Below are 23,222 nucleotides of genomic sequence, written 5' to 3'. Positions count from 1 at the left end.
CCCGACGTGCGGCCGATCACCTACCTCCGCGCGACCGACACGGCGACCGCTGTCGCCGCCGTGAGCAGCGATCCCACCAGCGACTTCCTCGCCGGCGGCACCACCGAGGTCGATCTGCTCCGCCAGAACGTGCTGAACCCCCGTCGGCTCGTCGACATCAACGAGCTTCCGCTGACCGGCATCGAGGGGACGCCGGAAGGCGGGCTGCGGATCGGCTCGCTGGCCCGGATGAGCGAGGTCGCCGCCGCTCCCGTCGTCCGTGAGCGCTTCCCGCTGATCGCCCAGGCACTGGAGCTCGGTGCGTCCGCGCAGCTTCGCAACATGGCGTCCATGGGAGGCAATCTCCTCCAGCGTGTGCGGTGTTCGTACTTCCGCGACGCGCACTCCGCCTGCAACAAGCGCGACCCCGGTTCCGGCTGCTCGGCCATCGACGGCTTCAGCCGCGGTCACGCGGTGCTCGGCACCAGCGAGCACTGCATCGCCACCCACCCCTCGGACGTGGCCGTGGCCCTCATGGCGCTGGACACGCGTGTGCACACGATGGGTCCGAGCGGCGAACGGGCCTATGACATCAACGACTTCTTCCTCCTCCCCGGGGATTCCCCGCACCGCGAGCACCCCCTGGAGCACGGTGAGCTGATCACGCAGATCGAGGTGCCCCCGACCCCTCTCGCCCGGCGCTCCCTGTATCTGAAGGTCCGGGACCGCGAGTCGTACGAGTTCGCGCTCGTCTCGGTCGCGGCCGCGATGTCCGTCGCCGACGGCAGGGTCGTGGACGTGCGGATGGCGCTGGGCGGTGTGGCCACCAAGCCCTGGCGGGCCGAGCGCGCCGAGGACTTCCTGATCGGGGCGACCATCATGCGGGACAACTTCGCCATGGCCGCCCGTGTGGAGATGGCTGCCGCCCGGCCGACCCGCATGAATGCCTTCAAGGTCGAACTCGCGCAGCGGGCGATCGTCCGCGCCCTCGACATGCTCGGCAACGGAACCGGATCCGGAGCGGGAACCGAATCCGGAACCGAATCCGGAACCGAATCCGGAACCGAATCCGGAACCGAATCCGGAACCGAATCCGGAACCGAATCCGGAACCGGGTCCGCGTCCGGAAGCGAGAGCGGGAGCCCGTCATGACCACGACCACCCCCTCTGCCATCGGCCGGCCGCTCGACCGCGTGGACGGTCGCCCCAAGGTCACCGGAGGCGCCCGCTACTCGGCCGAGATCCCCTTGCCGGACATGGCCTACGCGTACGTGGTCGGCTCCCGTGTCGCCGCCGGACGGGTCACCCGCATCGACGCCGCTGCCGCACAGGCCGAGGAGGGCGTACTCGCCGTCCTCACCCACCAGAACCTGCCGAAGATCGCCGAACAGCCGCCGCTCGTGCCCTCGCTCGGCGGCACGGCGGCGCCCGCGCAGACCTTCTTCCCGATGCAGGACGACACCGTCCACTACGCGGGCCAGCAGATCGCGATCGTCGTCGCCGACACATGGGAACGCGCCCAGTACGCCGCGCGGCTGCTGAGCGTCTCCTACGAGGAGACCACCCCGGTCACGACCCTGGACCAGGGCCGGGACCAGGCGTACGAGCCCGAGCGGATCTTCGGCGGCTGGGTACCGGGCCGCCTCGGGCGCGGGGACGCGGAAGCCGGGCTGGCGGACGCCGACCTGCGCGTGGACGGCACGTACACGTACGCCGCGAACCATCACAACCCCATCGAACCCTCCTGCACCACGGCCGAGTGGGAAGGCGACGAGCTGCTTCTGTACGACGCCACCCAGGGGGTCAACGCCACACAGATGACCGTCTCCCGGCTGCTCGGCATCCCGATGTCGAAGATCCGCGTCATCGGCCACTACGTCGGCGGCAGTTTCGGCAGCAAGGCGATGATCCATGCCCACTCGGCGCTCGCCGCCATGGCGGCCCGCGAGGTCGGCAGGCCCGTCAAGCTCGCCCTCACCCGCGAGCAGATGTTCACCTCCGTGGGACACCGTGAGGAGCAGGAGCAGCATCTGGCGATCGGTGCGACGAGCGAGGGCCGGCTGACCGCGATCCGGCACCACAAACTGTCCCCGACGTCCCACTTCGACGACTGGGCGGAACCCTCGATCGGCGTCTCCTCGCAGCTCTATGCCTGCCCGAACTACGAGGGCGTCTACCACCTGTTCCGTGCCAACACCATGACCCCCACGTTCATGCGGGCGCCGGGTGAGGCGAGCGGCATGTTCGCACTGGAATGCTCGATGGACGAGCTCGCCCACGAACTCGGTATGGACCCCATCGAACTGCGGCTGCGCAACCACTCCGACGTCGACGCGATGTCGGGACTTCCCTGGTCCAGCAGCGGCCTGCGGGAGTGCTACGAGCGCGGAGCACAGCGTTTCGGCTGGCAGGGGCGCGACCCCCGGCCCGGCACACGCCGTGAGGGCAACTGGCTGATCGGTACGGGCATGGCCACCGCCACGTACCCGGTGCCCCCGGTCCCCAACGCCCAGCGCGCCCGCGCGCGTCTGTACGCCGACGGGACCGCGGTTCTCCAGGCGGCAACCCCCGACTTCGGCACCGGCGTCGCCACGGTGATGGCGCAGGTCGCCGCGGACGGTCTCGGCATGAGTGTGGACCGTTGCCGTTTCGAGGACGGTGACACCGATCTGCCCAATATCAACGCGGCAGTGGGTTCCGCGGGCGCCGGCATGATCAGCGCGGCCGTGCACAGCGCGGCCACGGCCCTGCGCCAGCAACTCATCAACCGGGCCGTCGGCGACTCCGGTTCGCCTCTGTACGGCACGGATCCGGTCGACGTGGTGGTGCAGGACGGTGTCATGACGGCCGGCACGTCCTTTGACCCGTACACCGATCTGATGCAGCGCAACCGCATGTCGGACGCCGAGGCTTCGGGCCAATGGAGCCCGCCGCCGCCCGATGTCCCCTACGGGATGATGACCTTCGGCGCCCAGTTCGCCGAGGTGGGGGTGGACGCGGAACTCGGCCTGATCCGGGTACGGCGCATGACCGGCGCCTTCGCGCCAGGCCGGGTGCTCAATGCCAAGACGGCCCGCAGCCAGTTGATGGGCGGCATGCTGTGGGGCCTCGGACAGGCGCTCCTGGAAGCCAACTACATGTCGCCGGACACCGGCCGCTGGGTCAACTCGAACCTCGGTGAGTACCTGGTGCCCGTCAACGCGGACGCGCCGGACGTCGACGTCGAGCTCATCGAGGTCGAGGACGGCATAGTCAACCCGCTGGGAGTGAAGGGAGTCGGCGAGATCGGCCAGGTCGGCGCGGCGGCTGCGATCGCCAACGCGGTTCACCACGCCACGGGGCGGCGGATCCGCAAGCTGCCGATCACCATCGAGGACATGCTCTGAAGCCTCGCCGACTGGCGCGGCCACGAGGCGCAGCCCGGACCGGGCGTGGTGGACGACGCCGGCCCTGGGGAGCGGACCGGACCGTCGCCTTCTCCACGCACCCGGTCCGCACCTGCCGCATCGGTGACGACGCCCTCGCCGTCGTTGACGGAGTGTCCGAGAGCACGTCCGAGGGATCTGAACGACCATGGAAAAACCGGACCCCACGCTCGGAACGACCACCCTGACCGCGCTGCTCGAGCAGACGGAGGACGTTGCAGGAGCGGCACTGGCGGCCCTTTTGACGCGCTCCGCGGCCGGGTTCGGCGTCTGGGACACCGACCTGCGGTGCGTCTGGGTGAACGACACCCTGGGGCAGTACGACGGAATCGCCCGGGAGTCCCGGCTGGGGCGGGGGCCCCGGGAGTCGCTCCCCGGCGACGGCGAAGAGCTCGAGACGGCGATGCGGCAGGTGCTCGCCACAGGCGCCGGTCTCACCGGACGCGAGTACCGGGTGCCCGCCGTGGCGGGCACCGTGCGCGACAGCGCCTACTCCGCCTCCTTCGTCCGTCTGGACGACGCCGACGGCCACCCCTTGGGCGTGTGCCTGGTGGTCCTGGCCGTCCGCGACAGACGGTGGGCCGGAGACCGCCTGGCCGTCGTGAGCGAGGCGGGCGCCCGCATCGGCACCACGCTGGACGTCATGCGTACGGCACAGGAGCTGGCCGACTTCACCGTTCCCCTCCTCGCCGACTACGTCACCGTCGACCTGACCGAGGCCGTGCGGCTGGGCGAGGAACCGCTGGAGCGGCTGGAGCCGTCCCAGGGGCGCATCCCCACTTTCCGGCGTGCCGGCAGGGCGTCCATCCACACCGGCGCCCCGGAGTCCCTGTGGACCCGCGGCGAAGTGGTCTACGTCCCCGAGGGCTTCGCCCTTCATGCAGGTGCTGTCGACGGGAGGTCCGGTGCTGGAGCCGACCCTCGACACCTCGGCGGACTCCTAGCTGTCCAACGATCCGGCGCGGGCGGAGAAGATCCGCGCGTTCGGCATGCACTCCCTCATGGTCCTCCCGGTCCGTGCGCGCGGCGTTCTGCTGGGTGTGGCGGTGTTCGTGCGGGACGGACAACCCGATGCCGTTCGACGAAAGCGATCACCAGCTCGCCGAGGAGCTGGTGTCCCGGGCCGCGCTGAGTCTGGACAACGCCCGCCGCTACACCCGCGAGCGGGCCACCGCCCTCGCCCTCCAGCGCAGTCTGCTGCCGAGCTCGGTGAGCGGCGGAACCGCCATGGAGGTGGCCGCCCGCTATCTGCCGGCGGACGCGGCGGACGGCGTCCGGGGAGTCGGCGGCGACTGGTTCGACGTCATCGGGCTGCCCGGCGGCCGGGTGGCGCTGGTGGTCGGCGACGTGGTCGGCCACGGCATCGAAGCCGCTGCCACCATGGGCCGGCTGCGCACGACCATCCGCACCCTCGCCGATCTGGATCTGCCCCCGGGGCAACTGCTGACCAGGTTGGACCGGACGTTCATCGGACTCGTCGAGAGCGAACCGGACGACATGCCCCTGCCGTCCATGGGCGCCACCTGTGTTTACGCGGTCTACGACCCCGCGACACGGCGCTGCACCGTGGCGCTGGCCGGGCACCCGCCGCCCGCGGTGGTCGACCCCGAGAGCGGTGTCACCTTCGCCGACTTGCCGACCGGAACACCCCTCGGTCTCGGGATGCTGCCGTACGAGGCGGCCGAGTTGGACCTGCCCGCGGGAGGCCTCATCGCCCTCTACACCGACGGGCTCGTCGAGGACCGCCATCAGGACATCGACGCCGGCATGGAACGCCTCCGCAACGCGCTCGCCCGGACCGGCCTGTCCGTGGACGGCCTCTGCTCGGCGGTGATCGGCACAGTGCCGACCGCGACCACGTCGGACGACGTCACCCTGCTGCTGGCCCGCGCTCTGCCGTGACGAAGCGCCCGCCCCGGCCGAAGCCGGGGCGGGCGCCGTGACGTCGTGAGCGGCTTGGGGACCGTAGTGCCCTCTCAGTACAGCCGTGCGTACGCGCCCCAGCCCGTACCGATCGTCACCGTCGATCCGAAACCGCCCGCCGCGTTGCCCTTGTTCCGCAGCAGACTGCCGTCTCCGTGGCGGGACACCAGGTCGGGGTAGCCGTCCCGGTTCACGTCACCGACCACCATCATCTCCCGGCGTCCCGCGCCCCAGTCCTGGAGCAGCAGCTTGCGGGGGAGGAACTTCCCTTCCCCGAGGCCGTCGTAGCGCCATACCTCGCCGCCGCTGTCCCGGGCCACCAGGTCGCCGATACCGTCACCGGTCAGATCGGCCGCGCCCATGATGGTGTAGCCGTTCCAGCCGGGGCCGATCAGGATCGGCCTGCCGTAGCCGGTCACTCCCGCGTTCCCCGGATACAGATAGAGACGCCCGGTCGACGCCTGACGGGCAATCAGGTCAGGTGTGTGGAAGGAGTCGTTGTCGGCAGCCGGGACGATCGCGTCGAATCCGCCCCAGCCCGCGCCGACCAGGGTCCGCGGAGTGTCGGGGGCGACCCGGGCCCCGCAGCCCGGGGCGTACCGCCAGAGATTGCCGTCCGGGGTACGGGCCACCACGTCGCCGCAGCCGTCATTGGTCAGATCGCCTGCGGACACGAACCGGGTGGTCGTGTCCCAGCCGGTGGAGGTCCAGGAGCCGCTGTCCCGGGACAGATGGTGGATGGCCAGCTTGCCTGCGGTCGTCATGGAGAACATCTCGCCGTATCCGTCGGCGTCGGTGTCCCGGAACGCACTGCGCCCGCCGGCCCCCCGGGTGTGTGCCAGCCCGCCACTCGTCAGCTCCTGTGTCCCCGTGCCGTCGCCCGAGTCGACACCGAGCGTCCAGGTGTATGCGCCGCTGGGCACCGGCCAATTGTCGGAGTCCTTTCCGTCCCACCCGGCCTGTACCGAAGCGCCCTCCCGGTCCCGCCCACGGATCTCCCTCACCACGTTGCCGTACGGATCCTTGATGGTGACGGTCCAGGACGCTGCCGGACGGCTGAGCCGCCAGTCGCCACGCCAGGGGCCGAACCCGGCTTCGGCGACAAGATCGGTCACCGTGACCCGCTGGCGGGGTACGGTCACGGGCCTGATGCGGATCCGTTCCTCGGCGTCGGTGAACGCCACATGGCCGCCGAACCGGTCGACGTCCCAGACCCCGGACTGTACGTCGGACGCCAACGTCCGCTCCACGTAGGGGAATCCGCCGCCCTTGTGGAAGTCAACCAGCTCCAGCCGGTCCTGCGACGCCTCGTGCCAGACCAGATAGCCGTCACCCAGCCGGACGCCGTCCTGCGAAGGCACCGCGATGTTCTTCCGGGTCGCAAAGTCCCACACCCCGGCCTTGTCGACTCCCGGACAACGCCAGTAGAGCCATCGCCCCACCACCTGGAGCTCGTCCGCGGTGCAGCCCGCCCCCAGGTTGACGTCCCCGGACTTCGCGCCGGTCCTGAGATCGTACGACTGGACGGCGCCGGGCTGTTCGCCCCGGGTCCACACCTCGGTGCCCCATACGGACGCCGGAAGACCGTCGGCGATGTGCAGCGCGCCGGACTCGCTGTCGAAGTCCGCCACTCGGGTGTCGAAGCCGTCGGAGACAGCGACGTACCGGCCGGCGGCCGAGGTCAACCGGTCCTGCCGCCACTCGGGTTGGAGTGCGACCTGCCTCGGTGGCCGTGTTCCGCCGACCGAGCGGTGGTTGCCCCAGGGTTCCTGATAGCCGATCCGGCCGTCCCCGAGTCCCCACAGCCTCGCGTCGAGCTCCGAACAGAAGTGGCTGGGGTTGTCCGGACACGGATAGTCGGTCCAGAAGTTGTCGACGGCGAGACGCCGGGGCCCGGCGGTGGGTGAACCGGTGACGGCGAGGTCGTACTCGTACAGACTGCGCTTGGTCGCGGTGTCCACCCGCCCGGTGACATGCAGCCGCCCACCGGCGAGTGCCAGCGCCTCGGGAGGGATGACGCGGCCGTCCCGGACGCCCAGCGTGATGACGACGTCCTCGGCCGTCCCCGAGGCGGACGTCCCCGTGGTGCCCGGCCCGGCGACCGCCGGGCCGGCCGACACCAGGGAGGCGCCCACCACGAGGGCACAGGCCATGACAAAAGCGGTACGGGTTCTGTGTCCGGAGCTCTTCATCCCGATCCCCCATCGAGCGGTTCCGTCGTGTTGGTGCGTACGACACCGGGGACCGCTGATGGGTTGTACGCACCCGTGTCCGAATCGGAGCGACCGGAGGGCCGGGTCTTACGGCGCGATCGGACAACTTCCGCCCCTTCGCCGGGACATGGCGGATCTGCCGGATGAAGCCGGTCGCGGTTGCGCTACGCTCTCGGCGCCTCCGGCGCGGGCGGGGGAGACGCGACGACGGAGGGCACGATGAGGGCCGGCAGAGGACTGCGACCGCTGGTACCACTGCTGGTCTGCGGCGTCATGGCGACGGCCGCCGGATGCGGCACCGGCGACGACCGGCGCGGCGAGTCCGTGGAGTTGGAGACGAAGTGGCACGGCAGGATCAGTGACGCCGTGAACGTCGAACCCGACGGCTGCCGGGCAGGCGTCGGCAGTGCCTGCGAGACACATGTGGCGGCGGTGCACGCCATCACGGAGCAGCTGCGCGAGGACGTGACGGCCCGCGCGGACAAGGAGCGGTACCGGGCGACGCTCGACGGCGCATCCGCCGTCGACGCCAACTACGACGCCTATGTCGGCAAAATGTGCGCCGCCGTGCCGGAGACCACCGTGAACGCGGCCACCACCGAGGCGCTCGCGACCTGCTCCGGGCTCTACACGACGCTCATCACGGGCGCGGCGACCTCCGACAGAACCTTCGCCCGTCGGACTGAGGCTCGGCCTGTCAGCCGTGGCCGGGGATCGGTCGGTTGCACTGAGTGATGCGGCGTCATGGTGTGTCACCGTCGCCGGGGGCGCGACTGCTTCTCGGGATGCGGTTGGCTCAATTGGGTACAGACTGGTCGAAGTGGGGCTGACAAGAAGCCGGCCCTGGCGCGATACGCCTGCTGCACGTGACGGTCGCCCGGGTCGCAGGATGCGAGGACCGTGTTGTCCCCGTGCTGCCCCCGTCAGGTGATGGCAGTTGACGTCCCCGGGCGGCGAACCGCCCGCATTCCGACGCGATCCGCACCGCGCGACAGTGCCGACAGAGGGTGATGGACTCATGGACAACCAGACGAAGGTGGCTCTGGCGGCGGCTGTTGCGGGCGGTTACGTGCTGGGCCGGACGAACAAGGGAAAGCTCGCAGTGACCGTGGCGACGTATCTGGCGGGCAGACGCTTCGGGTTGGAGCCTCGTCAACTCGCGGCGGAGGCCCTGAGTCGTCTGGGACAGCTCCCGCAGGTGGCCGAGCTTCAGGAGCAGTTCAAGGGCGAAGTCCTGGAAGCGGGGCGGAAGGCGGTCGCGGCTGTCGCCGACCGCGGTATGAGTTCGCTCGCCGACACTCTTCAGAGCCGTACGAGCGCTCTCAGTGACAAGGTGCGGCCGCCGGGCGCGGACGAGGACGAGGACGACGAGGGGGAGCGGGACGAGGACCAGGAGCCCGAGGACGAGTTCGACGAGGACGAAGAGCCGGAGGACGAGCGCGACGAGGAGGAGCCGGACGACGAGGAGGAGCCGGACGAGGACGAAGAGCCGGACGAGGACGAAGAGCCGGATCGGGAGCCGCCGCGTCGTGCGAAGAAGGCGGCCCCGGCCAAGAAGGCGGCAGCCAAGAAGACGGCGGCCAAGAAGGCGCCGGCGAAGAAGGCGGCCCCGGCCAAGAAAGCAGCGGCCAAGAAGTCGGCCTCGGCCACGAAGTCGGCGTCCAAGAAGGCCGCTCCCGCCAAGAAAGCCGCGGCGAAGAAGTCGGCTCCGGCCAAGAAGTCGTCCTCGCGGTCCGAGCGCCGGAGGTAGGCAGCCATGACTGGGAAGGAAGACGCACGGTCCGGGGCGCAGCCCTCGGGTGGGGACCGGCTGCGCGAGGAGCTGTCGGGGTACGCCAGCGCCCAGGTGGGGCGTCTCGCGGGCAAGGCGGGCGACAAGCTCAGGGATGTCACGGGTCAGCTGACCGACGTGGCCGAGAACGGCGGGTCGTTGCCCTCCATCGGCTCGAAGATCCTCGGAGGCGAGTCACCTCTCAAGGCAGTCGTGTCCGGAAAGGCGAAGGACGCCATGGAGAAGGTCAAGGGAGCGTTCGGCGGCGGCAAGGGCAAGGGCAAGTCGAGCGGCAAGTCCATGAACATCATCGAGGTTCTCGATGTGGGAGTGCCCCTGCGCACGGCCTATGACTTCTGGACCCAGTACGACCAGTTCAGCAGCTTCACCAAGGGCGTCCAGAGCGTGTCGAAGGCTGATGAGGCGGAGAGCGACTGGAAGGTCAAGATCGCTCTGTCCAACCGCAGCTTCAAGGCGAAGGTTCAGGAGCAGATACCCGACGACCGTATCGCGTGGACGTCCGAGGGCGCCAAGGGGAGCACCAAGGGCGTGGTCAGTTTCCATGAGCTGGCGCCCGCGCTGACGCGGATCGTCCTGGTCGTGGAGTACTACCCGTCGGGCTTCTTCGAGAAGACGGGCAATCTGTGGCGGGCCCAAGGGCGACGTATGCGCCTGGACTTCAAGCACTTCCAGCGCTACGTGACCCTCACCGACGAGGAGCCCGAGGGGTGGCGCGGTGAGATCCGGGACGGCGAAGTGGTCGTGTCCCATGAGGACGCCGTGGCCGAGGAAGAAGAGGCCGAAGCCGACAACGCGGAAGACGAACCGGAAGACGACGACGCAGAGGACGAGTACGACGAGGACGAGGACGAGGACGAGGAGGCAGAAGGCGACGAGGACGCAGAAGGTGACGAGGACGAGGAATACGACGAGGACGAGGAATACGACGAAGAGGGCGAGCCGGAAGGTGACGCGTCGTACGACGACGAAGCGGAGGAATGGGAGGACGAGGAGGAAGACGCCGGCGGCCGGTAGAAGGCCGACTCGCCGACGCCTGCTCGGAGTTGCTCCGTGCGCCCGGCCGCGCGCACCGGTCGAGCGGGCCCCACTCTGTCGCGTCGAGCCGAAGTCGCTCTACTCGACGCGATCGGTGCGGTCCCGGTCGCCGTCGTCCTCGTCGTCGCCGGGGAGGTGGACGTCGTTGACCTTGATGTTGACCTCGACGACCTCCAGTCCGGTCATCTGCTCGACCGTGTCCACGACGTTGTTGCGGACCTCGCGGGACAGGTCGGGTACGGACGCGCCGTATTCGATGAGGATCTGCAGGTCCACGGCCGCCTGCTTCTGACCGACCTCGACGGACACACCCTGTCCGGCGCTTGCCGATGCTCCCGGGATGCGACCCTTCATCGCGCCGTAGGCCCGTGACGCGCCGCCGCCCAGCGCGTACACACCAGGTACCTCGCGGGTCGCGAGGCCGGCGATCTTCTGGACGACGACATCGGCGATGGTGGTGGATCCCGGACTCCGCTCGGAGTTCTGGCCCCCGGAATCCGTTGTCGGGCCGGTGCTCGTGTCGGTGTCACCGGCGGCGAACGTGGAGTGATCGGCAACCTTCATGACGCCCTCCTCGGGCTCCGGTCGTACGAGGCGGTGTCGCGCTCGTCGTACTGGTAGGACCCGGGGCGGGACAGAATGTCACGGTGTGCCGGGGTATCCGGCTCTGTCCTCAGAGTTCCTTACGGGGACGGGTGAGAGCGGCGGCGTCGATGTCGGTGACGACCAGGCGCAGCCGGGCGTCGCTCCACCTGGTCCCCGCCAGCACTGCGCGCAGAGCCGTCTCGGCACGGCTCAGGACCGCAGGAAGCGGGAGGACGAGCGCGACGAGACGGATCTCGACGACATCGTCGCCGACGGTAACCGCCGACGCGTCAAGATTCCACGGCACGCGTGAGCCGATGGGGGTGGTGGAGGAGGTCGCCGGACGCAGGCCCGGAAGCCCGGCAACGACGGCCAGGAGGGAACGTGTCAGGTCCGTACGAGGTGTCACGTCGTACCGGACCCGTACAGCTCGATGTCCGTGATCGACACCCCTACGGAGCGCGGGGTGAGGCCAGTGGCATCGGCGACCGCGCGCGTGACCTCGCGCTGAACCGCGTACGCCATGGCCGCTGCCTGATCCTGCGCCGAGGTGACGAGGTCGACGGCGATGAACACCACCGGCGGCTCGGCCGACCGGTCCGTCCTCACGCGCACCCCCTCGGTCGGGGCGGGCGCGAGGCCGTTGATCTTCTGCCGGGCCGAGCGGGCCACCTGAGAGGCGAGGCCGGTGAGGCCGGGTTCGAGCCGCACCACACCGGCGACACCGCCCGCGGCATGCGCGGCGACCGCGGCGATCACCGGCTCGGCCATCACCCACTGGGTGCGGGGAGCTCCGGTCCTGTCGTGGTGGAGGGGTGTTCCCATCGCGAGCACCTGCCCTTGTGCGTCGGCCGGTCTCAGAGACCGGGAGCCTCGTCCCGGTGGTGTGGTGCGTCGTAGAGGTCCTCCACCGTCAGATCGACGTGCACGAGGGACACGCCGACGTGGGCGGAGGCGGCGGCCCGTACGCGCTCGCGTACGTCCTCGACGGCGTCGGCGTGGAAGCCGCGGTAGCCGACAGCGATGGTCAGTCGAACCCGTACGGCGCCATCCGTCTCGGTGGCGGTGATGCGGCAGTGCCGGGCGCGTACACCGTCGACGGAATCGGCGGCGGACCGCAGCACGGCGGCTACCGCCTGCTCGCTGACCCGCACCTCGCCGGGCTCGGTACTGGGCAGTTTCAGCATGTGGTGACGACTCCGCTCCGCCCGGACCGCGGACATGATCCGTGTGGCGAATCCGGCCGGCGGCTGGATCTCCTCCGCGACGAGCTCGCCCGTCACCTCCCGCAGTACCGCCAGGCTCTCCCGGGCGGCAGCGCAGTACTCGCAACCCGGGTCGTGGCCGTCCGGCTCGCCACCGGCCCGCGCCGAGGGCTGCTTCCACGCCGTCTCGATGTCGCGGCCGCACGGGAGCGCGGAGCCCTGCGCGTCGTTCATCTCCATGGAGCCATCACCTCCGCCAGGTGGGCGCGGGCGCGTGCGATGCGTCCGCGTACCGCGGTCCCGGTCGTGCCCGTCGCTCGCGCGATCTCGTCGTAGGAGCGCCCGTGCACCTCACGCAGCAGCCAGCAGGCCCGCTGTTCCGCGGTCAGTTGCTGGAGGCCGTCGGAGAGGGCGGCCAGTTGTTCACCGACCTGAGCCGACCGTTCCGGCGATCCGGCGGCGTCGGCCGATGCGCGGGCGTCCAGATCCGTCACGGCCATGGGCCTGCGTGCCCGGATGACATTCAGGCACCGGTTGGTCGTCATCCGGTACAGCCAACCCACGAACGCGGCACTCTCCCGCAGCCGTCCCAATCGGCGCCAGGCGGTCAGGAAGACCTCCTGCACCACGTCCTCGGCGTCGCCACGACTCGCGAGCATGCGAAGCGCCAGACGGTACATCGGGCCCTGATAGCGAAGCACGAGCACCTCGAAGGCCCGCACGTCGCCGTCGCGGGCGCGGACCACCAGGGTGGCATCATCCAGCCCCGCATCCCGCACGAGGGATTCGCCGGGTTGCGTGCCGGTATCGGCCGTCGATGTCACCTGCGACACCTTCCTGCGGCAGACATGATCGCCCCGAAAGCCGGGCGTGGGAAGGACCGCCGGCGAGCGCTCGTCACGGCCCATCGCGCACTGCGTCAGCGGCATATCAGCCGGTGTCCGGACCGGTGCCTGTTGTCGGGCGGGCGTCCAGGTCGGCCCCAGCACGACGCGCCCGATTGCGCGGCGGTGTCGTCGTGCCGGCCGCTGATGTCCTCACTTCCACGGTAGGTCTGCCCGGCCTGCCGAGCCACCGGCACGGGTGGCGGGCACCGTGGGAACGGGTCGTTCTGCGTGAGGTACTGCCACCGATCGAGACCCGTCCCCATATCGGAGCCGTACGGCACCTGGACGCTGCCGCCGACGCAGCCGTTCTCTGTCTCCTGCGGCGACGGCCGCATCGGGGTGCCCGGCGGTGGCGGAACGCGGCGAGCGGGGGCCTGCGACAGGTGAGGTCGGGCAGAACCCGCGGACGGGGGCCGCGGGTTTCCGCGGCCCCCGTCCTGAGCGGGCCTGTCGACCGGCTCTCGTCCTGGCTGGCCTCTTTTGTCCGGCCCTTGTTCCGAGCGCGCCGGTCAGCGCGTGGGGTTGAAGCCCTCGGGCGGTACTTCGCCCTGCTGCCGGCTGGTCCGGCGCAGCTCGCTGGCCTTCTCCCGCAGGCGCCGGCGCACATGCGGGTCGGAGGACTGCTCCGCGGCCTGTTCCATCTTCTGCGCCTGCTGCTTCATGTCCTCGGCGGAGCCGTGTGACGGGTGTTCCGGGCTCATGGTCACTCCTTTGTGACGGAGATGCGGTCCCCCCATCAGCGAAACAGTGCCCAGGACCGGGCGCACGTCGAACGGCTACCCGATGTCACTGTCCGGCCGGCGCTCGGTGAGTGCGGTGTGCCCGAGGCCACCGCCCACTGCTCCGTCGGTGGCGTCGGGCTGTGGGCCCGTCGGTCGACCGGTGCCCCTCGAGCCATGTCCCGACCATCGCGATGTCGCCGACCATCGACACGGGGACTCGGCGCGGATCGTCCTCCAGGGCGACGAGGCCGGCGCGCTTGACGGCCGTGATGCTGCCCGCGCTGTCCTCCCAGCGGCAGGCGTACGCGCCGTTCGAGGTGGAGGCCCGCAGCGCCTCGTCGACACCGATCCTCTCGTCCGGGCCGACCAGTCGTCCCGACTCGGAGGCCCGGTCCACCATGAACTGGATGGGCCGCAGTGGCGCGCCGTCGGCGATCGGGCGGTCCGAACTCCCCACCAGGCGGACGCCGTTTTCGAGGAATTCCCGGCCCCGGTGGAGCCATGGCGCGCGTTCACTTTCCATGATCGCCGCGTAGCCGTCGCCGAAGTACCGAAAGAGCCGGCCTGGACGACGGCGGCTGCCCTCACAGCGGCGAACCGGGCCAGATGGTCCGGGCAAGACGAGGTCGGCGTGTTCGACGCGGTGTGGCGACCAGGCACGCATGTCCGGAGATGTGCCCGAGGTGCACGCGCCCCTGGCTCACGGCGTCCAGTTCCGCGGCGCCCAGGGGCAGTCGACGGTGCGCTGGTCGTAGCCGGCCAGGTCGACCCAGCTGCCGGGCGGTGCGTCGGCGACGGCTTGTGCGGCGACCGGGAGGATGTCGTCGACGCGAGTGCGGTGCACACGCCGTGGACTCGAACGGGTTCGTCATCGCCGGTTCTGCCTCAGCGGCTGCGCGATGCCGGGCCGGCCGCCATCCGCTTCGGTCCGGGCCGGGCGGGGCGGGAGATGGTCCCCGCGGGAGAGGTCAGCGGTCCGCGATGTCCTCGCGGAGGCCGTCGGAGAATTCCCACCACGACATGGGGAGCCAGTCGCCGTCGACAAAGGCGTCGACCGTGGCGCCGCGACCGCGGACAGTCACGGTCGTTCCCGGCGGGTACACGGTGCCTGAGAGCCCCGGTACGGGGACGAGCAGGGTTCCGAGTCGCTGTGCTGACACCTTGGGGCCTCCATCTCAATATCTCGGCAGAATCCGATCGGGTATGCCGAGGCTACCGGCTTGTCCGATCGAGCAGTCCGGAGAATCATGAGAAATAGGTCACGTGGGGAAATCGGGCGGGGGGAAACCGAGAATCGGTCGAAGCGAGGTGGCAACGATGAAGGCAGTCGTTTACCAGGGACCGTTCAGCGTAGCGGTCGAAGATGTTGAAAAGCCCAGTATTCAGCATCCCAACGATGTGATCGTAAGGATCACCTCAACCGCCATATGCGGCTCCGATCTCCACATGTACGAGGGCCGTACCGCTGCCGAGCCCGGCATCGTCTTCGGCCACGAGAACATGGGGATCATCGAGGACTGCGGTGCGGGCGTCACATCGCTCGAGGAGGGTGACCGTGTGGTCATGCCCTTCAATGTCGCCTGCGGGTTCTGCACCAACTGCGTCGAGGGATACACCGGCTACTGTCTGACCGTCAATCCCGGTTTCGCGGGCGGCGCTTACGGATACGTCGCCATGGGCCCCTGGACGGGCGGCCAGGCGGAATACCTCCGGGTCCCCTACGCCGACTTCAACTGCCTGAAATTGCCGCCGGGTGAGGAGCACGAGCGCGATTTCATTCTGCTCGCCGACATCTTCCCCACCGGCTACCACGGCTGCGAACTCGCCCAGGTCCGCCCCGGCGAAAGCGTCGCGGTGTACGGAGGCGGTCCGGTCGGTCTCATGGCCGCCTATTCGGCCATGCTGCGCGGCGCCAAGAAGGTGTTCGTCGTGGACCGTGTGGCCGAGCGACTGGCGAAGGCCGAGGAGATAGGCGCGGTACCGATCAACTTCGCCGAGGGCGACCCGATCGAGCAGATCAAGGACCAGACCGACGGCGTCGGCACGGACAAGGGCGTCGACGCCGTCGGCTACCAGGCGACGGCGCAGGGTACGGACCGAGAGGAGCCGGCGACCGTCCTGAACTCGCTCGTCGGCACGGTCCGGGCCACCGGAGCACTGGGAGTGCCGGGTCTCTACGTCCCGTCCGACCCCGGAGGCCCGGACGAGGAGGCCAAGAAGGGCATGCTCCTCGTGTCGATCGGCAGGCTCTTCGAGAAGGGCCTGCGGATGGGTACGGGACAGTGCAACGTGAAGCGCTACAACCGGTACCTGCGCGACATGATCATCGAGGGCAGGGCGGAACCCAGCTTCGTCGTTTCCCATGAACTGCCCCTGGACCAGGCGCCGTCGGCGTACGAGAAGTTCGACCAGCGGGTCGAGGGCTACACCAAGGTGGTGCTGCACCCGTAGGCACGGCATCGCGGTCCTGGCGGGCCGTCGGATCGACGCCCGTCGTCCGCGATCCGCCGCGTCCCCGGCATGGCCGCCGGGCCGGCCGCTCGCCCATGCCTCAGCGTCGAGGTTGTCGGCGAATGAGCGTGCCGAGTCGCTGCCTGCCGGGGACGCGGCGCTGACCGTGCGCTGGACGAGACCGCCGCCCGCGGCGCCTCCGCCGAGGTGTTCGGGCTCGCCTCCGTCGTCGAGACCGTCGTGACTGTCGTCTGTATCTGCGGGACGGCGAGAGGGCGGCGGCCCTCGGCCTGATCGCCTGCCGTTCCTTTCGCCGAAGATCAACCCCGGAGCGCGAACACGGACCGCCCCCGCTGACCGGGGTCGTTGCCGAGGACGACGAGCACCCACGCGCCGGACGTATTTGCGAGTCCATCGCACCTGGTCAGAGGCGGTATGACGGCAGTAGCCGCAATGTGGTTCCTGTGCCACGGTGGCTGCATGGATGCCACGGAGGGGAACCAGCACCACGACTACGACCACGACCATGCCGAGGCCGGGCACCGGCATGAGCCGCCTGCGTCCCGCCCGGCCCGGGTACGGCACCGGCTGGCTCACCTGATCCGCCCCCACAGTCACCAGTCGGTGGACAAGGTCGACCCGGCGATGGAGACCTCCCGTGAGGGCATGCGCACGCTGTGGCTCTCCCTCGCCGTCCTCGGCGCCACCACGCTCATCCAGGCCGTGATCGTCGCCCTGTCCGGGTCGGTCGCCCTGCTCGGTGACACGATCCACAACGCCACCGACGCGCTGACCGCGGTCCCGCTCGGCATCGCCTTCCTCCTCGGCCGGCGGGCGGCGAACCGTCGTTACCCCTATGGCTACGGCCGGGCCGAGGACCTCGCCGGCATCCTGATCGTCGCGGCCATCGCCGCCTCCGCCGCACTGGCCGCCTACGCCGCCGTGGACCGGCTGCTGCACCCTCGCGACATCACGCACCTGTGGGCCGTGGCGGCGGCCGCGGTCGTCGGGTTCATCGGCAACGAGTGGGTGGCCCGCTACCGCATCCGCACCGGCCGGAAGATCGGCTCCGCCGCCCTGGTCGCCGACGGTCTGCACGCCCGTACCGACGGATTCACCTCACTGGCCGTCCTGTTGGGCGCAGGCGGCGCCGCCATCGGCCTGCGCCTGGCGGACCCCGTCATCGGTCTGCTGATCACCGCCGCGATCCTGTTCGTCCTCAAGGATGCTGCTCGCGAGGTGTACCGGCGTCTGATGGACAGCGTCGATCCCCGCCTCATCGAGACCGCGGAGACCGCGCTGCACGCGGTGGACGGCCTGCGAGGCGTCGGACCGGTGCGGATGCGATGGATCGGCCACACCCTGCGGGCGGAGGCCGACATCGTCGTCGACCCGCACCTGACCGTCGTCCAGGCCCACCGACTGGCCGTGGCCGCGGAACACGCACTGATCCACGCAGTACCCCGGCTGACGGCCGCGACCGTCCACACGGACCACACGCCGTCGGACGGGGACCCGCACGAGCCCCTCGCGCATCACACGGACCGGGTGGACGCGGTCGCGTCGGACCGCGCCGGCGTCGGTGCCCCCTGACGGGCTTCGACGCTGCTTCCGCCCGGCATGGGCGTTGAGCCCCAGCAGTGCCGTCCGGCTCGCGTTGGAGAGCGCGATCAGCGGAAACCGTTCGGCGAGTCGGGCGAGCACTGTGACGGTGTCGGGCCACGGCGGGAGCCGGCGACCGGACAGGGCGAGCTCTGCCACGGCGGACGGGTCGTGGACTCCGGCGGCGTCGGCGACAAGCCGGGCGGCTTCCCTGTCGAGGGCGTCGCTGGTCAGGTAGGGCCGAACGCCGTCGAGGATGCGGCGTTGCTCGCGGTCGATGTGCTGCTGCCACAGGGAGTGGAGTCGCTCGACTCCGGGCTCGTCGAGCGACGGGTCGAGCCCGCGGATGCCGGCGCGGATACCGGCGGGTTCGTCGACGAGCGTGCCGAGCAGGTCGAAGACGATGGCATCGATCTCTGGAGCCGGCAGGGCAGGTCTCCTGAACGCAGCAGGGGTGTGAACGTCGCTGTTGAAGGAACGAAGCGAGAGGCCACCTTGATTCCCCGCGCGTGCGGCGACCTCCCGGCGCAAGTGCAACCCGCCCACGGCCCCTCGCGAAGCCCCCGCGAGAGGCCATGGTGGCACGCACCTCACCCAGAGGTCATTCCGCCTTCGCCTGCGCCGAGATGCCCCCGTCCACCGGCATGGCCGTCCCGGTCACGAAGGACGCCCGCCCACTGCACAGCCACACCGCAGCCTCCGCTATCTCACGGAGATCCGCCATGCGCTTCTGGATCTGCGGGGCGATGAACGCCTGCTCCAGGTACGGGAACCGGCGTACCGCCTCGTCGATCATCTCGCTGCGCGTCGTGCCGACCACGAGGGCGTTGACGCGGATGCCCTGGGCGCCGTACTCGGCCGCCGCCGCGCGCGTGATCCCGAGGATCGCGTGCTTGGCCGCCACGTACGGAACGGACGCGCCCGTCGCGTAGCGCCCCGCCGTACTGCTGGTGTTGACGACCGAGCCGCCCCTGCCCGACGCCAGCATCACCGGCAGTTGGTGCTTCATGCAGTTCCACATCCCCGGACGTTGACGTCCATCGTGCGGTCGAAGATCTCGTCCTCGGTCTCGTGCAGCAGCGTCCCGACGGTGGCGTAACCCGCGTTGTTGAAGGCGCAGTCGAGCCGGCCGAAGTGTTCGACGGCCGCCTCCACCACGTGCCGGACGTCGCCGGAATCGGTGACGTCGCCGGGAACGGCGAGCGCGCGTCCGCCCTTGGCGGTGATCTCCTCGGCGATGGTGCGCAGTTTATCGGCACGGCGTGCCATCAGGACGACGGCGGCCCCCTCCTGCGCGAACAGATGTGCGGCGGCGGCGCCGATCCCGCTGGACGCGCCCGTGATCATCGCCACCCGGCCGGCGAGCATGCCCTGGTGGTTCCCCCGTGTGATCTCTTCTCCGGTCATCGGACGAGCATATGGAGATCACATGCGTCATCGCATCGGCGTTCGATCCGAAGACGTACTCCTCGTTCCGGTCGCTCTGCCGCTACCGTCGTCGGCAGAAGCGCACATCGCGAACGCCGCATGGTCCCCACGAGAAATCCTGGTCACACATGAGCGATGCCGACCCGGGGCTGTTCGGGCCCGACTCCGTCACCTGGCACCTGCACGGCGACCCGATGATGTGGGTGGCGGGTGTTCGCGCCCTGTACCTCCAGGCGCTGCACCCCCGTGCCGTTCGCGGCGTCATGGAGAACTCCGACTTCCGCAAGGACGCCTGGGGCAGGCTACTGCGTACCGCCAACTTCGTCGGCACCATCAGCTACGGCACCACCGATGCGGCCGAGAAAGCGGGCGCCCGGGTGCGGCGGATCCACTCCCGGCTGCAGGCCACCGACCCCGCCACCGGCGAGCGGTACGGCGTCGACGAACCGGACCTGCTGCTGTGGGTGCACTGCGCCGAGATCGACTCCTACCTCCAGGTCGCCCGCCGCTCCGGCTTTCCCCTCAGCGACGCACAGGCGGACCGCTACATCGACGAACACCGCGAGAGCGCACGCCTCGTCGGACTCGACCCCGGGACCGTACCCGCCACGTCCGCCGGGCTCGCCGAGTACTTCCGTACGACACGGCCGCTGCTCGTGGCCGGGCCCGACGCTCGGGAGGTGGACGACTTCCTCCAGCGTCCGCCGACGCCCGCTCTGCTCGTGCCCGCGCGGGAACTGCTGTGGAGACGCGTGGCGAACCTCGCGTACAACGCTCTGCCGCCGTTCGCTCACGAGCTGTACGGCCGTCCGGCGCCCCCGCCCCAGCGCGTGTCCCGTCAGCTGGCCGCCACCGGGAGCCTGTTGCGCCGCATCCCCTCCCGCGTCCGCTGGCAGCTCCCGCCGGGCCACATCCTCAGGGCCATGGCCCGGCTCGGACCGGAGACCCGCCCCGCCCCGTACAAACTCCGCAGACAGGAGGCCATACTGAACGGGCCGGGTGGGGCGCAGCAGAGCGACGGGGGCGACAGCACGCGATGGCGGAATCCAGGCTGATCCAAGGCCGCTACCGGCTGCTCGAACGCATCGGGCGCGGTGGCATGGGCGAGGTGTGGCGAGCCGTGGACGAGGCGCTCGGGCGTCATGTCGCGGTCAAATGCCTCAAGCCGATGGGTCCGCAGCACGACGCCGGTTTCGCCACGGTCCTGCGTGAACGGTTCCGCCGCGAGGCCCGCGTCGCGGCCGCCCTCCAGCATCGCGGGGTCACCGTCGTCCATGACTTCGGCGAGCACGACGGCGTGCTCTACCTGGTCATGGAGCTGCTGGAGGGCCACAACCTCAGCCAGTTGCTGGAGGAGAACCGCCGGCGCCCGCTGCCCGTACGGGACGTTCTCGACATCGCCGAGCAGGTCTCCGACGCCCTCGCGTACACGCACGGGCAGGGCATCGTCCACCGCGACCTGAAGCCCGCCAACATCATGCGGCTCACCGACGGCGCGGTGAAGATCTGCGACTTCGGTATCGCCCGGCTCGGCGAGGACATCGGGTTCACCTCCCGTCTCACCGGTACGGGCATCGCCATGGGCACACCGCACTACATGTCGCCCGAGCAGATCAGCGGCGGCCATGTCGACCACCGCAGCGACCTGTACTCGCTCGGGTGCGTCCTGTACGAGATCGCCACCGGGGTGCCGCCGTTCGACCACGACGACGCCTGGGCCGTGCTCGTGGGTCACCGCGACACCATGCCGGAGCCGCTGCGTACGCACCGGTCCGAGATCCCCGACTCCTTCCAGGAGATCGTGCTGGACCTGTTGGCCAAACCGCCCGAGGACCGGCCCACCGACGCCAAGCACCTCACCCTGCGGATCGGCGCCGCGGCGCGCCCGGGCGTGGCGCACTCCCTGCCGCAACAGAGCCCGGCCGAGGAGCCGGCGCCCGCACCCCGTCTGCCGTCCTGGACCCGTGGCATGACCACCGGGCACAAGGCCACCGCGACCTCGGTGATGCGAACCTCGCTGCCCGACCACACTGCCGGGCTGACGGGGGAGTGGACCACGCTCACCGACCCGCGCGGCGGTCCGGTGCTGCCGGTGTCCGCCGCGGCCGAGCGGCCCACTCCGCCGCCCGAACTGGTCGCCGTCCTCGCCGGCCGGCACAGCGCGGGCCTCAGCCTCGGCCGCCTCGGCCGCTGGGAGGAAGCGGGCGAGGTGCACCGCGCGGTCGCCGCCGAGCGCGAACACGCGCTGGGTCCCGACCATTCGGACACCCTCGCCAGCCGTTACGAGGTCGCGTTCACGCTCAGCAGGACCGGTCGGGCCGCGGACGCGTTGCGCGAGTTCGGCCGGGTGGCCGAGGGGCGCGAACGCACGATGGGTGCCGACCATCCCGAGGCGCTCGCCGCGCGCCAGGAGACGGCGTACGTCCTCGGGCAGCTGGGCCGCCACTTCGAGGCGCACGACGTCTACGCCTCCGTGCTCGCCGCCCGCGAGCGCACCATGGGCCCCGACCACCCCGACACACTGCGCTGCCGGCACAACCTCGCCTTCAACCTCAGCAGGCTGGGACGGCTGGAGGACTCGTTCCGGATGGCCCACGACGTCGCGGAGGCCCGCGCCCGGGTGCTCGGCGCCGACCACCCGGACACCCTGGTCACGCAGTACGAGGTCGCCTACGCGCTCGGCCGCCTGGGCCGCTGGTCGGAGGCGCTCCAGACGTACCGCGAGGTGGCGGCCGCCCGCGCCCGGGCGCTCGGTCCCGACCACCCCGACACTCTCGCCGCCCGCTACGAGGTCGGCATCAGCCTCGGCCGGCTCGGCCACAGCGCCGAGGCGCTGGAGCTCTACCGCTCCCTCGTCGCCGACCGCACCCGCGTCCAGGGCCCCACCGACCCGGAAACCCTGCGCGCCCGGCACGGTGTCGGGGTGAACCTGGGCAGGCTCGCGCGCTGGGAAGAGGCGCTCGCGGAGGCCCAGGACGTCAGCGCGCTGCGCGAACGTGTCCTCGGTGCCGATCATCCCGACACCCTCGTCAGCCTGCGCGAAGTGGCCGTCGGCCTCGGCTGGCTGGGCCGCTGGGCGGACGCGCTGACCGCCCACCGCCGTGTGGCGACGGCCCGCGAAAGCATCTTCGGCCCGGACCACCCCGACGCCCTGGCCAGCCGCAACGACGAGGCACACTGCCTGGAGCAACTCGGCCGCCAGGAGGAGGCGGTGGAGCTCTACCGCACGGTGGCCGCGCTGAGGGAACGCCGGGGCACGCAGGGGCGGTAGGTGTTCGCAGGGCCGGCGGTGCGTGTGCGGTCGGCGCTGATGACCATTCCGACGGTGATGCGCATCCGGGCTGTCGCGGCGCTCCGCGCCATGGGGTTGTTCCTACGGCGTGACTGTCTCTTCCGGGCATGACCGCAGCTGTTCCCGAAGCGACGGCACGGATGCGGCGTCGCACGACAGGACGATCACGAGCCTGCCGCGTTCGACGGCCTCCGGCCGCTGCGTATACGACCATCGCCGGCCTGCTCGCAGCAGGGTCTCGAAGAGCCTCCGTCGTTCGGTGGCGTCGCCCGGCAATGCCTCGTCCGCGGCCTCGACAAGCAGTACGAAGTGGTCCGCGGACAGCCAGTTCAGATCGTGCAGGCAGGTCGGAGAGGGCATTCCAGTTCCACCCGAAGTAGTCGGGCAGCCGCATCCCGTCGTAGAACTGCCGGAAGACGGCATCCGTGTCGGCCATCCGGCGGCCGTCGAGACGCGCCACGTACGTCCTGCCGGTCACGGGAAGCAGGAGATCAACAGGCACGGTGCCCTGCTCCGGGACCACGTGCAGCCAGGGCACGGTGTGCATGGTCACCCTTCCCGCCCGCGACCCGGGCGTACAACGATGTCAGCGCCGGTAGCGGCAGCGATCTCCGGAGTCCAGATCCAGACGAGTCGGCCCGGGTATCCACAGGGCAGGCCCCCCGCCCCCGTCAGGGGATATC

At 70.4% G+C, this 23,222-nt stretch carries 22 protein-coding genes and 2 pseudogenes; 11 read left to right on the top strand and 13 right to left on the bottom strand.

All coding sequences use genetic code 11. The features are described from left to right. The first annotated feature begins 6 nt into the window (after positions 1–6). From ABTX78_RS00690 to ABTX78_RS00675, 4 genes are all read left to right on the top strand, one after another. Positions 7–1,131, top strand: coding sequence for an FAD binding domain-containing protein (locus tag ABTX78_RS00690; protein ID WP_352204626.1), 1,125 nt, complete (start codon positions 7–9; stop codon positions 1,129–1,131). Beyond that, positions 1,128–3,365 (top strand): xanthine dehydrogenase family protein molybdopterin-binding subunit, encoded by a 2,238-nt coding sequence (locus ABTX78_RS00685; RefSeq protein WP_352204625.1) that lies wholly within the window; start codon positions 1,128–1,130, stop codon positions 3,363–3,365. Before ABTX78_RS00690 ends, ABTX78_RS00685 begins: the two co-directional genes overlap by 4 nt. A gap of 187 nt (positions 3,366–3,552) precedes the next feature. Further along, entirely contained in the window at positions 3,553–4,536 is a 984-nt protein-coding gene (locus ABTX78_RS00680) for a PAS domain-containing protein (RefSeq protein ID WP_352204624.1), read from the top strand. Further along, complete coding sequence (locus ABTX78_RS00675) at positions 4,476–5,306, top strand: PP2C family protein-serine/threonine phosphatase (protein ID WP_352204623.1); 831 nt, start codon at positions 4,476–4,478, stop codon at positions 5,304–5,306. The genes ABTX78_RS00680 and ABTX78_RS00675 overlap by 61 nt, the downstream gene beginning before the upstream one ends. Positions 5,307–5,380: 74 nt before the next feature. On the opposite strand, the gene ABTX78_RS00670 is transcribed toward ABTX78_RS00675, so the two are convergent. Continuing rightward, entirely contained in the window at positions 5,381–7,480 is a 2,100-nt protein-coding gene (locus ABTX78_RS00670) for an FG-GAP-like repeat-containing protein (protein ID WP_352204622.1), read from the bottom strand. A 279-nt stretch (positions 7,481–7,759) separates the two neighbouring features. Here ABTX78_RS00670 and ABTX78_RS00665 point away from each other — a divergent pair, with 279 nt between their 5' ends. From ABTX78_RS00665 to ABTX78_RS00655, 3 genes are all read left to right on the top strand, one after another. Further along, on the top strand, positions 7,760–8,275 hold the full coding sequence (locus tag ABTX78_RS00665) for a hypothetical protein (protein ID WP_352204621.1): 516 nt from the start codon (positions 7,760–7,762) through the stop codon (positions 8,273–8,275). Positions 8,276–8,558: 283 nt separating this feature from the next. Beyond that, positions 8,559–9,290 (top strand): histone protein, encoded by a 732-nt coding sequence (locus ABTX78_RS00660; RefSeq protein ID WP_352204620.1) that lies wholly within the window; start codon positions 8,559–8,561, stop codon positions 9,288–9,290. 6 nt (positions 9,291–9,296) lie between these two features. Beyond that, entirely contained in the window at positions 9,297–10,346 is a 1,050-nt protein-coding gene (locus tag ABTX78_RS00655; RefSeq protein WP_352204619.1) for an SRPBCC family protein, read from the top strand. Positions 10,347–10,445: 99 nt separating this feature from the next. Here ABTX78_RS00655 and ABTX78_RS00650 read toward each other — a convergent pair whose 3' ends face one another. The 9 genes from ABTX78_RS00650 to ABTX78_RS00610 form a co-directional block, all read right to left on the bottom strand. Continuing rightward, a complete protein-coding gene (locus ABTX78_RS00650) occupies positions 10,446–10,931 on the bottom strand; it encodes an Asp23/Gls24 family envelope stress response protein (protein WP_352204618.1) in 486 nt (161 codons plus the stop codon). A 109-nt stretch (positions 10,932–11,040) separates the two neighbouring features. Further along, positions 11,041–11,259, bottom strand: a complete 219-nt coding sequence (locus tag ABTX78_RS00645; protein WP_352204617.1) for a hypothetical protein — start codon at positions 11,257–11,259, stop codon at positions 11,041–11,043. Between the two features lie 98 nt (positions 11,260–11,357). After that, positions 11,358–11,777: an Asp23/Gls24 family envelope stress response protein gene (locus ABTX78_RS00640; RefSeq protein ID WP_352204616.1), complete on the bottom strand. Its 420-nt coding sequence runs from the start codon at positions 11,775–11,777 to the stop codon at positions 11,358–11,360. A gap of 32 nt (positions 11,778–11,809) precedes the next feature. Then, complete coding sequence (locus ABTX78_RS00635; RefSeq protein ID WP_352204615.1) at positions 11,810–12,397, bottom strand: Asp23/Gls24 family envelope stress response protein; 588 nt, start codon at positions 12,395–12,397, stop codon at positions 11,810–11,812. Then, positions 12,388–13,065, bottom strand: coding sequence for an RNA polymerase sigma factor (locus tag ABTX78_RS00630; protein WP_352204614.1), 678 nt, complete (start codon positions 13,063–13,065; stop codon positions 12,388–12,390). The genes ABTX78_RS00635 and ABTX78_RS00630 overlap by 10 nt, the downstream gene beginning before the upstream one ends. A 488-nt stretch (positions 13,066–13,553) precedes the next feature. After that, entirely contained in the window at positions 13,554–13,745 is a 192-nt protein-coding gene (locus tag ABTX78_RS00625) for a DUF6381 family protein (RefSeq protein ID WP_352204613.1), read from the bottom strand. An 85-nt stretch (positions 13,746–13,830) separates the two neighbouring features. Further along, the gene (locus tag ABTX78_RS00620; protein WP_502993714.1) at positions 13,831–14,289 is read right to left on the bottom strand and encodes an amidohydrolase family protein; all 459 of its coding nucleotides are present in this window, start codon (positions 14,287–14,289) and stop codon (positions 13,831–13,833) included. A 177-nt stretch (positions 14,290–14,466) separates the two neighbouring features. Beyond that, on the bottom strand, positions 14,467–14,610 hold the full coding sequence (locus ABTX78_RS00615) for a hypothetical protein (RefSeq protein ID WP_352204612.1): 144 nt from the start codon (positions 14,608–14,610) through the stop codon (positions 14,467–14,469). Between the two features lie 124 nt (positions 14,611–14,734). After that, a complete protein-coding gene (locus tag ABTX78_RS00610) occupies positions 14,735–14,926 on the bottom strand; it encodes a hypothetical protein (RefSeq protein ID WP_313948028.1) in 192 nt (63 codons plus the stop codon). A gap of 157 nt (positions 14,927–15,083) precedes the next feature. On the opposite strand from ABTX78_RS00610, the gene ABTX78_RS00605 reads away from it, so the two are divergent. Next, entirely contained in the window at positions 15,084–16,217 is a 1,134-nt protein-coding gene (locus tag ABTX78_RS00605; protein WP_352204611.1) for a glutathione-independent formaldehyde dehydrogenase, read from the top strand. A gap of 480 nt (positions 16,218–16,697) precedes the next feature. Continuing rightward, a complete protein-coding gene (locus ABTX78_RS00600; RefSeq protein ID WP_352204610.1) occupies positions 16,698–17,810 on the top strand; it encodes a cation diffusion facilitator family transporter in 1,113 nt (370 codons plus the stop codon). On the opposite strand, the pseudogene ABTX78_RS00595 reads toward ABTX78_RS00600, so the two are convergent. Both ABTX78_RS00595 and ABTX78_RS00590 read right to left on the bottom strand, forming a co-directional pair. Further along, positions 17,808–18,248 (bottom strand): annotated as a pseudogene (locus ABTX78_RS00595) (HAD family hydrolase); the annotation flags it as partial. The gene ABTX78_RS00600 and the pseudogene ABTX78_RS00595 overlap by 3 nt on opposite strands. Positions 18,249–18,420: 172 nt before the next feature. Continuing rightward, positions 18,421–19,166, bottom strand: a pseudogene (locus ABTX78_RS00590) (SDR family NAD(P)-dependent oxidoreductase). A gap of 209 nt (positions 19,167–19,375) precedes the next feature. Here ABTX78_RS00590 and ABTX78_RS00585 point away from each other — a divergent pair. Both ABTX78_RS00585 and ABTX78_RS00580 read left to right on the top strand, forming a co-directional pair. Next, on the top strand, positions 19,376–20,302 hold the full coding sequence (locus tag ABTX78_RS00585) for an oxygenase MpaB family protein (protein ID WP_352204609.1): 927 nt from the start codon (positions 19,376–19,378) through the stop codon (positions 20,300–20,302). Next, positions 20,284–22,518 (top strand): serine/threonine-protein kinase, encoded by a 2,235-nt coding sequence (locus tag ABTX78_RS00580; protein WP_352204608.1) that lies wholly within the window; start codon positions 20,284–20,286, stop codon positions 22,516–22,518. The genes ABTX78_RS00585 and ABTX78_RS00580 overlap by 19 nt, the downstream gene beginning before the upstream one ends. A gap of 102 nt (positions 22,519–22,620) precedes the next feature. On the opposite strand, the gene ABTX78_RS00575 is transcribed toward ABTX78_RS00580, so the two are convergent. Further along, a complete protein-coding gene (locus ABTX78_RS00575; protein ID WP_352204607.1) occupies positions 22,621–22,899 on the bottom strand; it encodes a hypothetical protein in 279 nt (92 codons plus the stop codon). Positions 22,900–23,222 lie beyond the last annotated feature (323 nt).

It is taken from the genome of Streptomyces sp. NPDC096193, from assembly GCF_040302905.1.
Taxonomy (GTDB): Bacteria; Actinomycetota; Actinomycetes; order Streptomycetales; family Streptomycetaceae; genus Streptomyces.
Note: the sequence above shows the minus strand (reverse complement) of the source record. Positions and strands in the feature narration are given on the sequence as shown.

Bases quoted from the DNA above. Each gene is read 5' to 3' on its own strand.
- ABTX78_RS00685 (WP_352204625.1), top strand. From the start codon at position 1,128: ATGACCACGACCACCCCCTCTGCCATCGGCCGGCCGCTCGACCGCGTG.
- ABTX78_RS00680 (WP_352204624.1), top strand. From the start codon at position 3,553: ATGGAAAAACCGGACCCCACGCTCGGAACGACCACCCTGACCGCGCTG.
- ABTX78_RS00675 (WP_352204623.1), top strand. From the start codon at position 4,476: ATGCCGTTCGACGAAAGCGATCACCAGCTCGCCGAGGAGCTGGTGTCC.
- ABTX78_RS00670 (WP_352204622.1), bottom strand. From the start codon at position 7,480: ATGGCCTGTGCCCTCGTGGTGGGCGCCTCCCTGGTGTCGGCCGGCCCG.
- ABTX78_RS00665 (WP_352204621.1), top strand. From the start codon at position 7,760: ATGAGGGCCGGCAGAGGACTGCGACCGCTGGTACCACTGCTGGTCTGC.
- ABTX78_RS00660 (WP_352204620.1), top strand. From the start codon at position 8,559: ATGGACAACCAGACGAAGGTGGCTCTGGCGGCGGCTGTTGCGGGCGGT.
- ABTX78_RS00655 (WP_352204619.1), top strand. From the start codon at position 9,297: ATGACTGGGAAGGAAGACGCACGGTCCGGGGCGCAGCCCTCGGGTGGG.
- ABTX78_RS00650 (WP_352204618.1), bottom strand. From the start codon at position 10,931: ATGAAGGTTGCCGATCACTCCACGTTCGCCGCCGGTGACACCGACACG.
- ABTX78_RS00640 (WP_352204616.1), bottom strand. From the start codon at position 11,777: ATGGGAACACCCCTCCACCACGACAGGACCGGAGCTCCCCGCACCCAG.
- ABTX78_RS00635 (WP_352204615.1), bottom strand. From the start codon at position 12,397: ATGGAGATGAACGACGCGCAGGGCTCCGCGCTCCCGTGCGGCCGCGAC.
- ABTX78_RS00630 (WP_352204614.1), bottom strand. From the start codon at position 13,065: ATGGGCCGTGACGAGCGCTCGCCGGCGGTCCTTCCCACGCCCGGCTTT.
- ABTX78_RS00625 (WP_352204613.1), bottom strand. From the start codon at position 13,745: ATGAGCCCGGAACACCCGTCACACGGCTCCGCCGAGGACATGAAGCAG.
- ABTX78_RS00620 (WP_502993714.1), bottom strand. From the start codon at position 14,289: ATGGAAAGTGAACGCGCGCCATGGCTCCACCGGGGCCGGGAATTCCTC.
- ABTX78_RS00605 (WP_352204611.1), top strand. From the start codon at position 15,084: ATGAAGGCAGTCGTTTACCAGGGACCGTTCAGCGTAGCGGTCGAAGAT.
- ABTX78_RS00600 (WP_352204610.1), top strand. From the start codon at position 16,698: ATGGATGCCACGGAGGGGAACCAGCACCACGACTACGACCACGACCAT.
- ABTX78_RS00585 (WP_352204609.1), top strand. From the start codon at position 19,376: ATGAGCGATGCCGACCCGGGGCTGTTCGGGCCCGACTCCGTCACCTGG.
- ABTX78_RS00580 (WP_352204608.1), top strand. From the start codon at position 20,284: ATGGCGGAATCCAGGCTGATCCAAGGCCGCTACCGGCTGCTCGAACGC.
- ABTX78_RS00575 (WP_352204607.1), bottom strand. From the start codon at position 22,899: ATGCCCTCTCCGACCTGCCTGCACGATCTGAACTGGCTGTCCGCGGAC.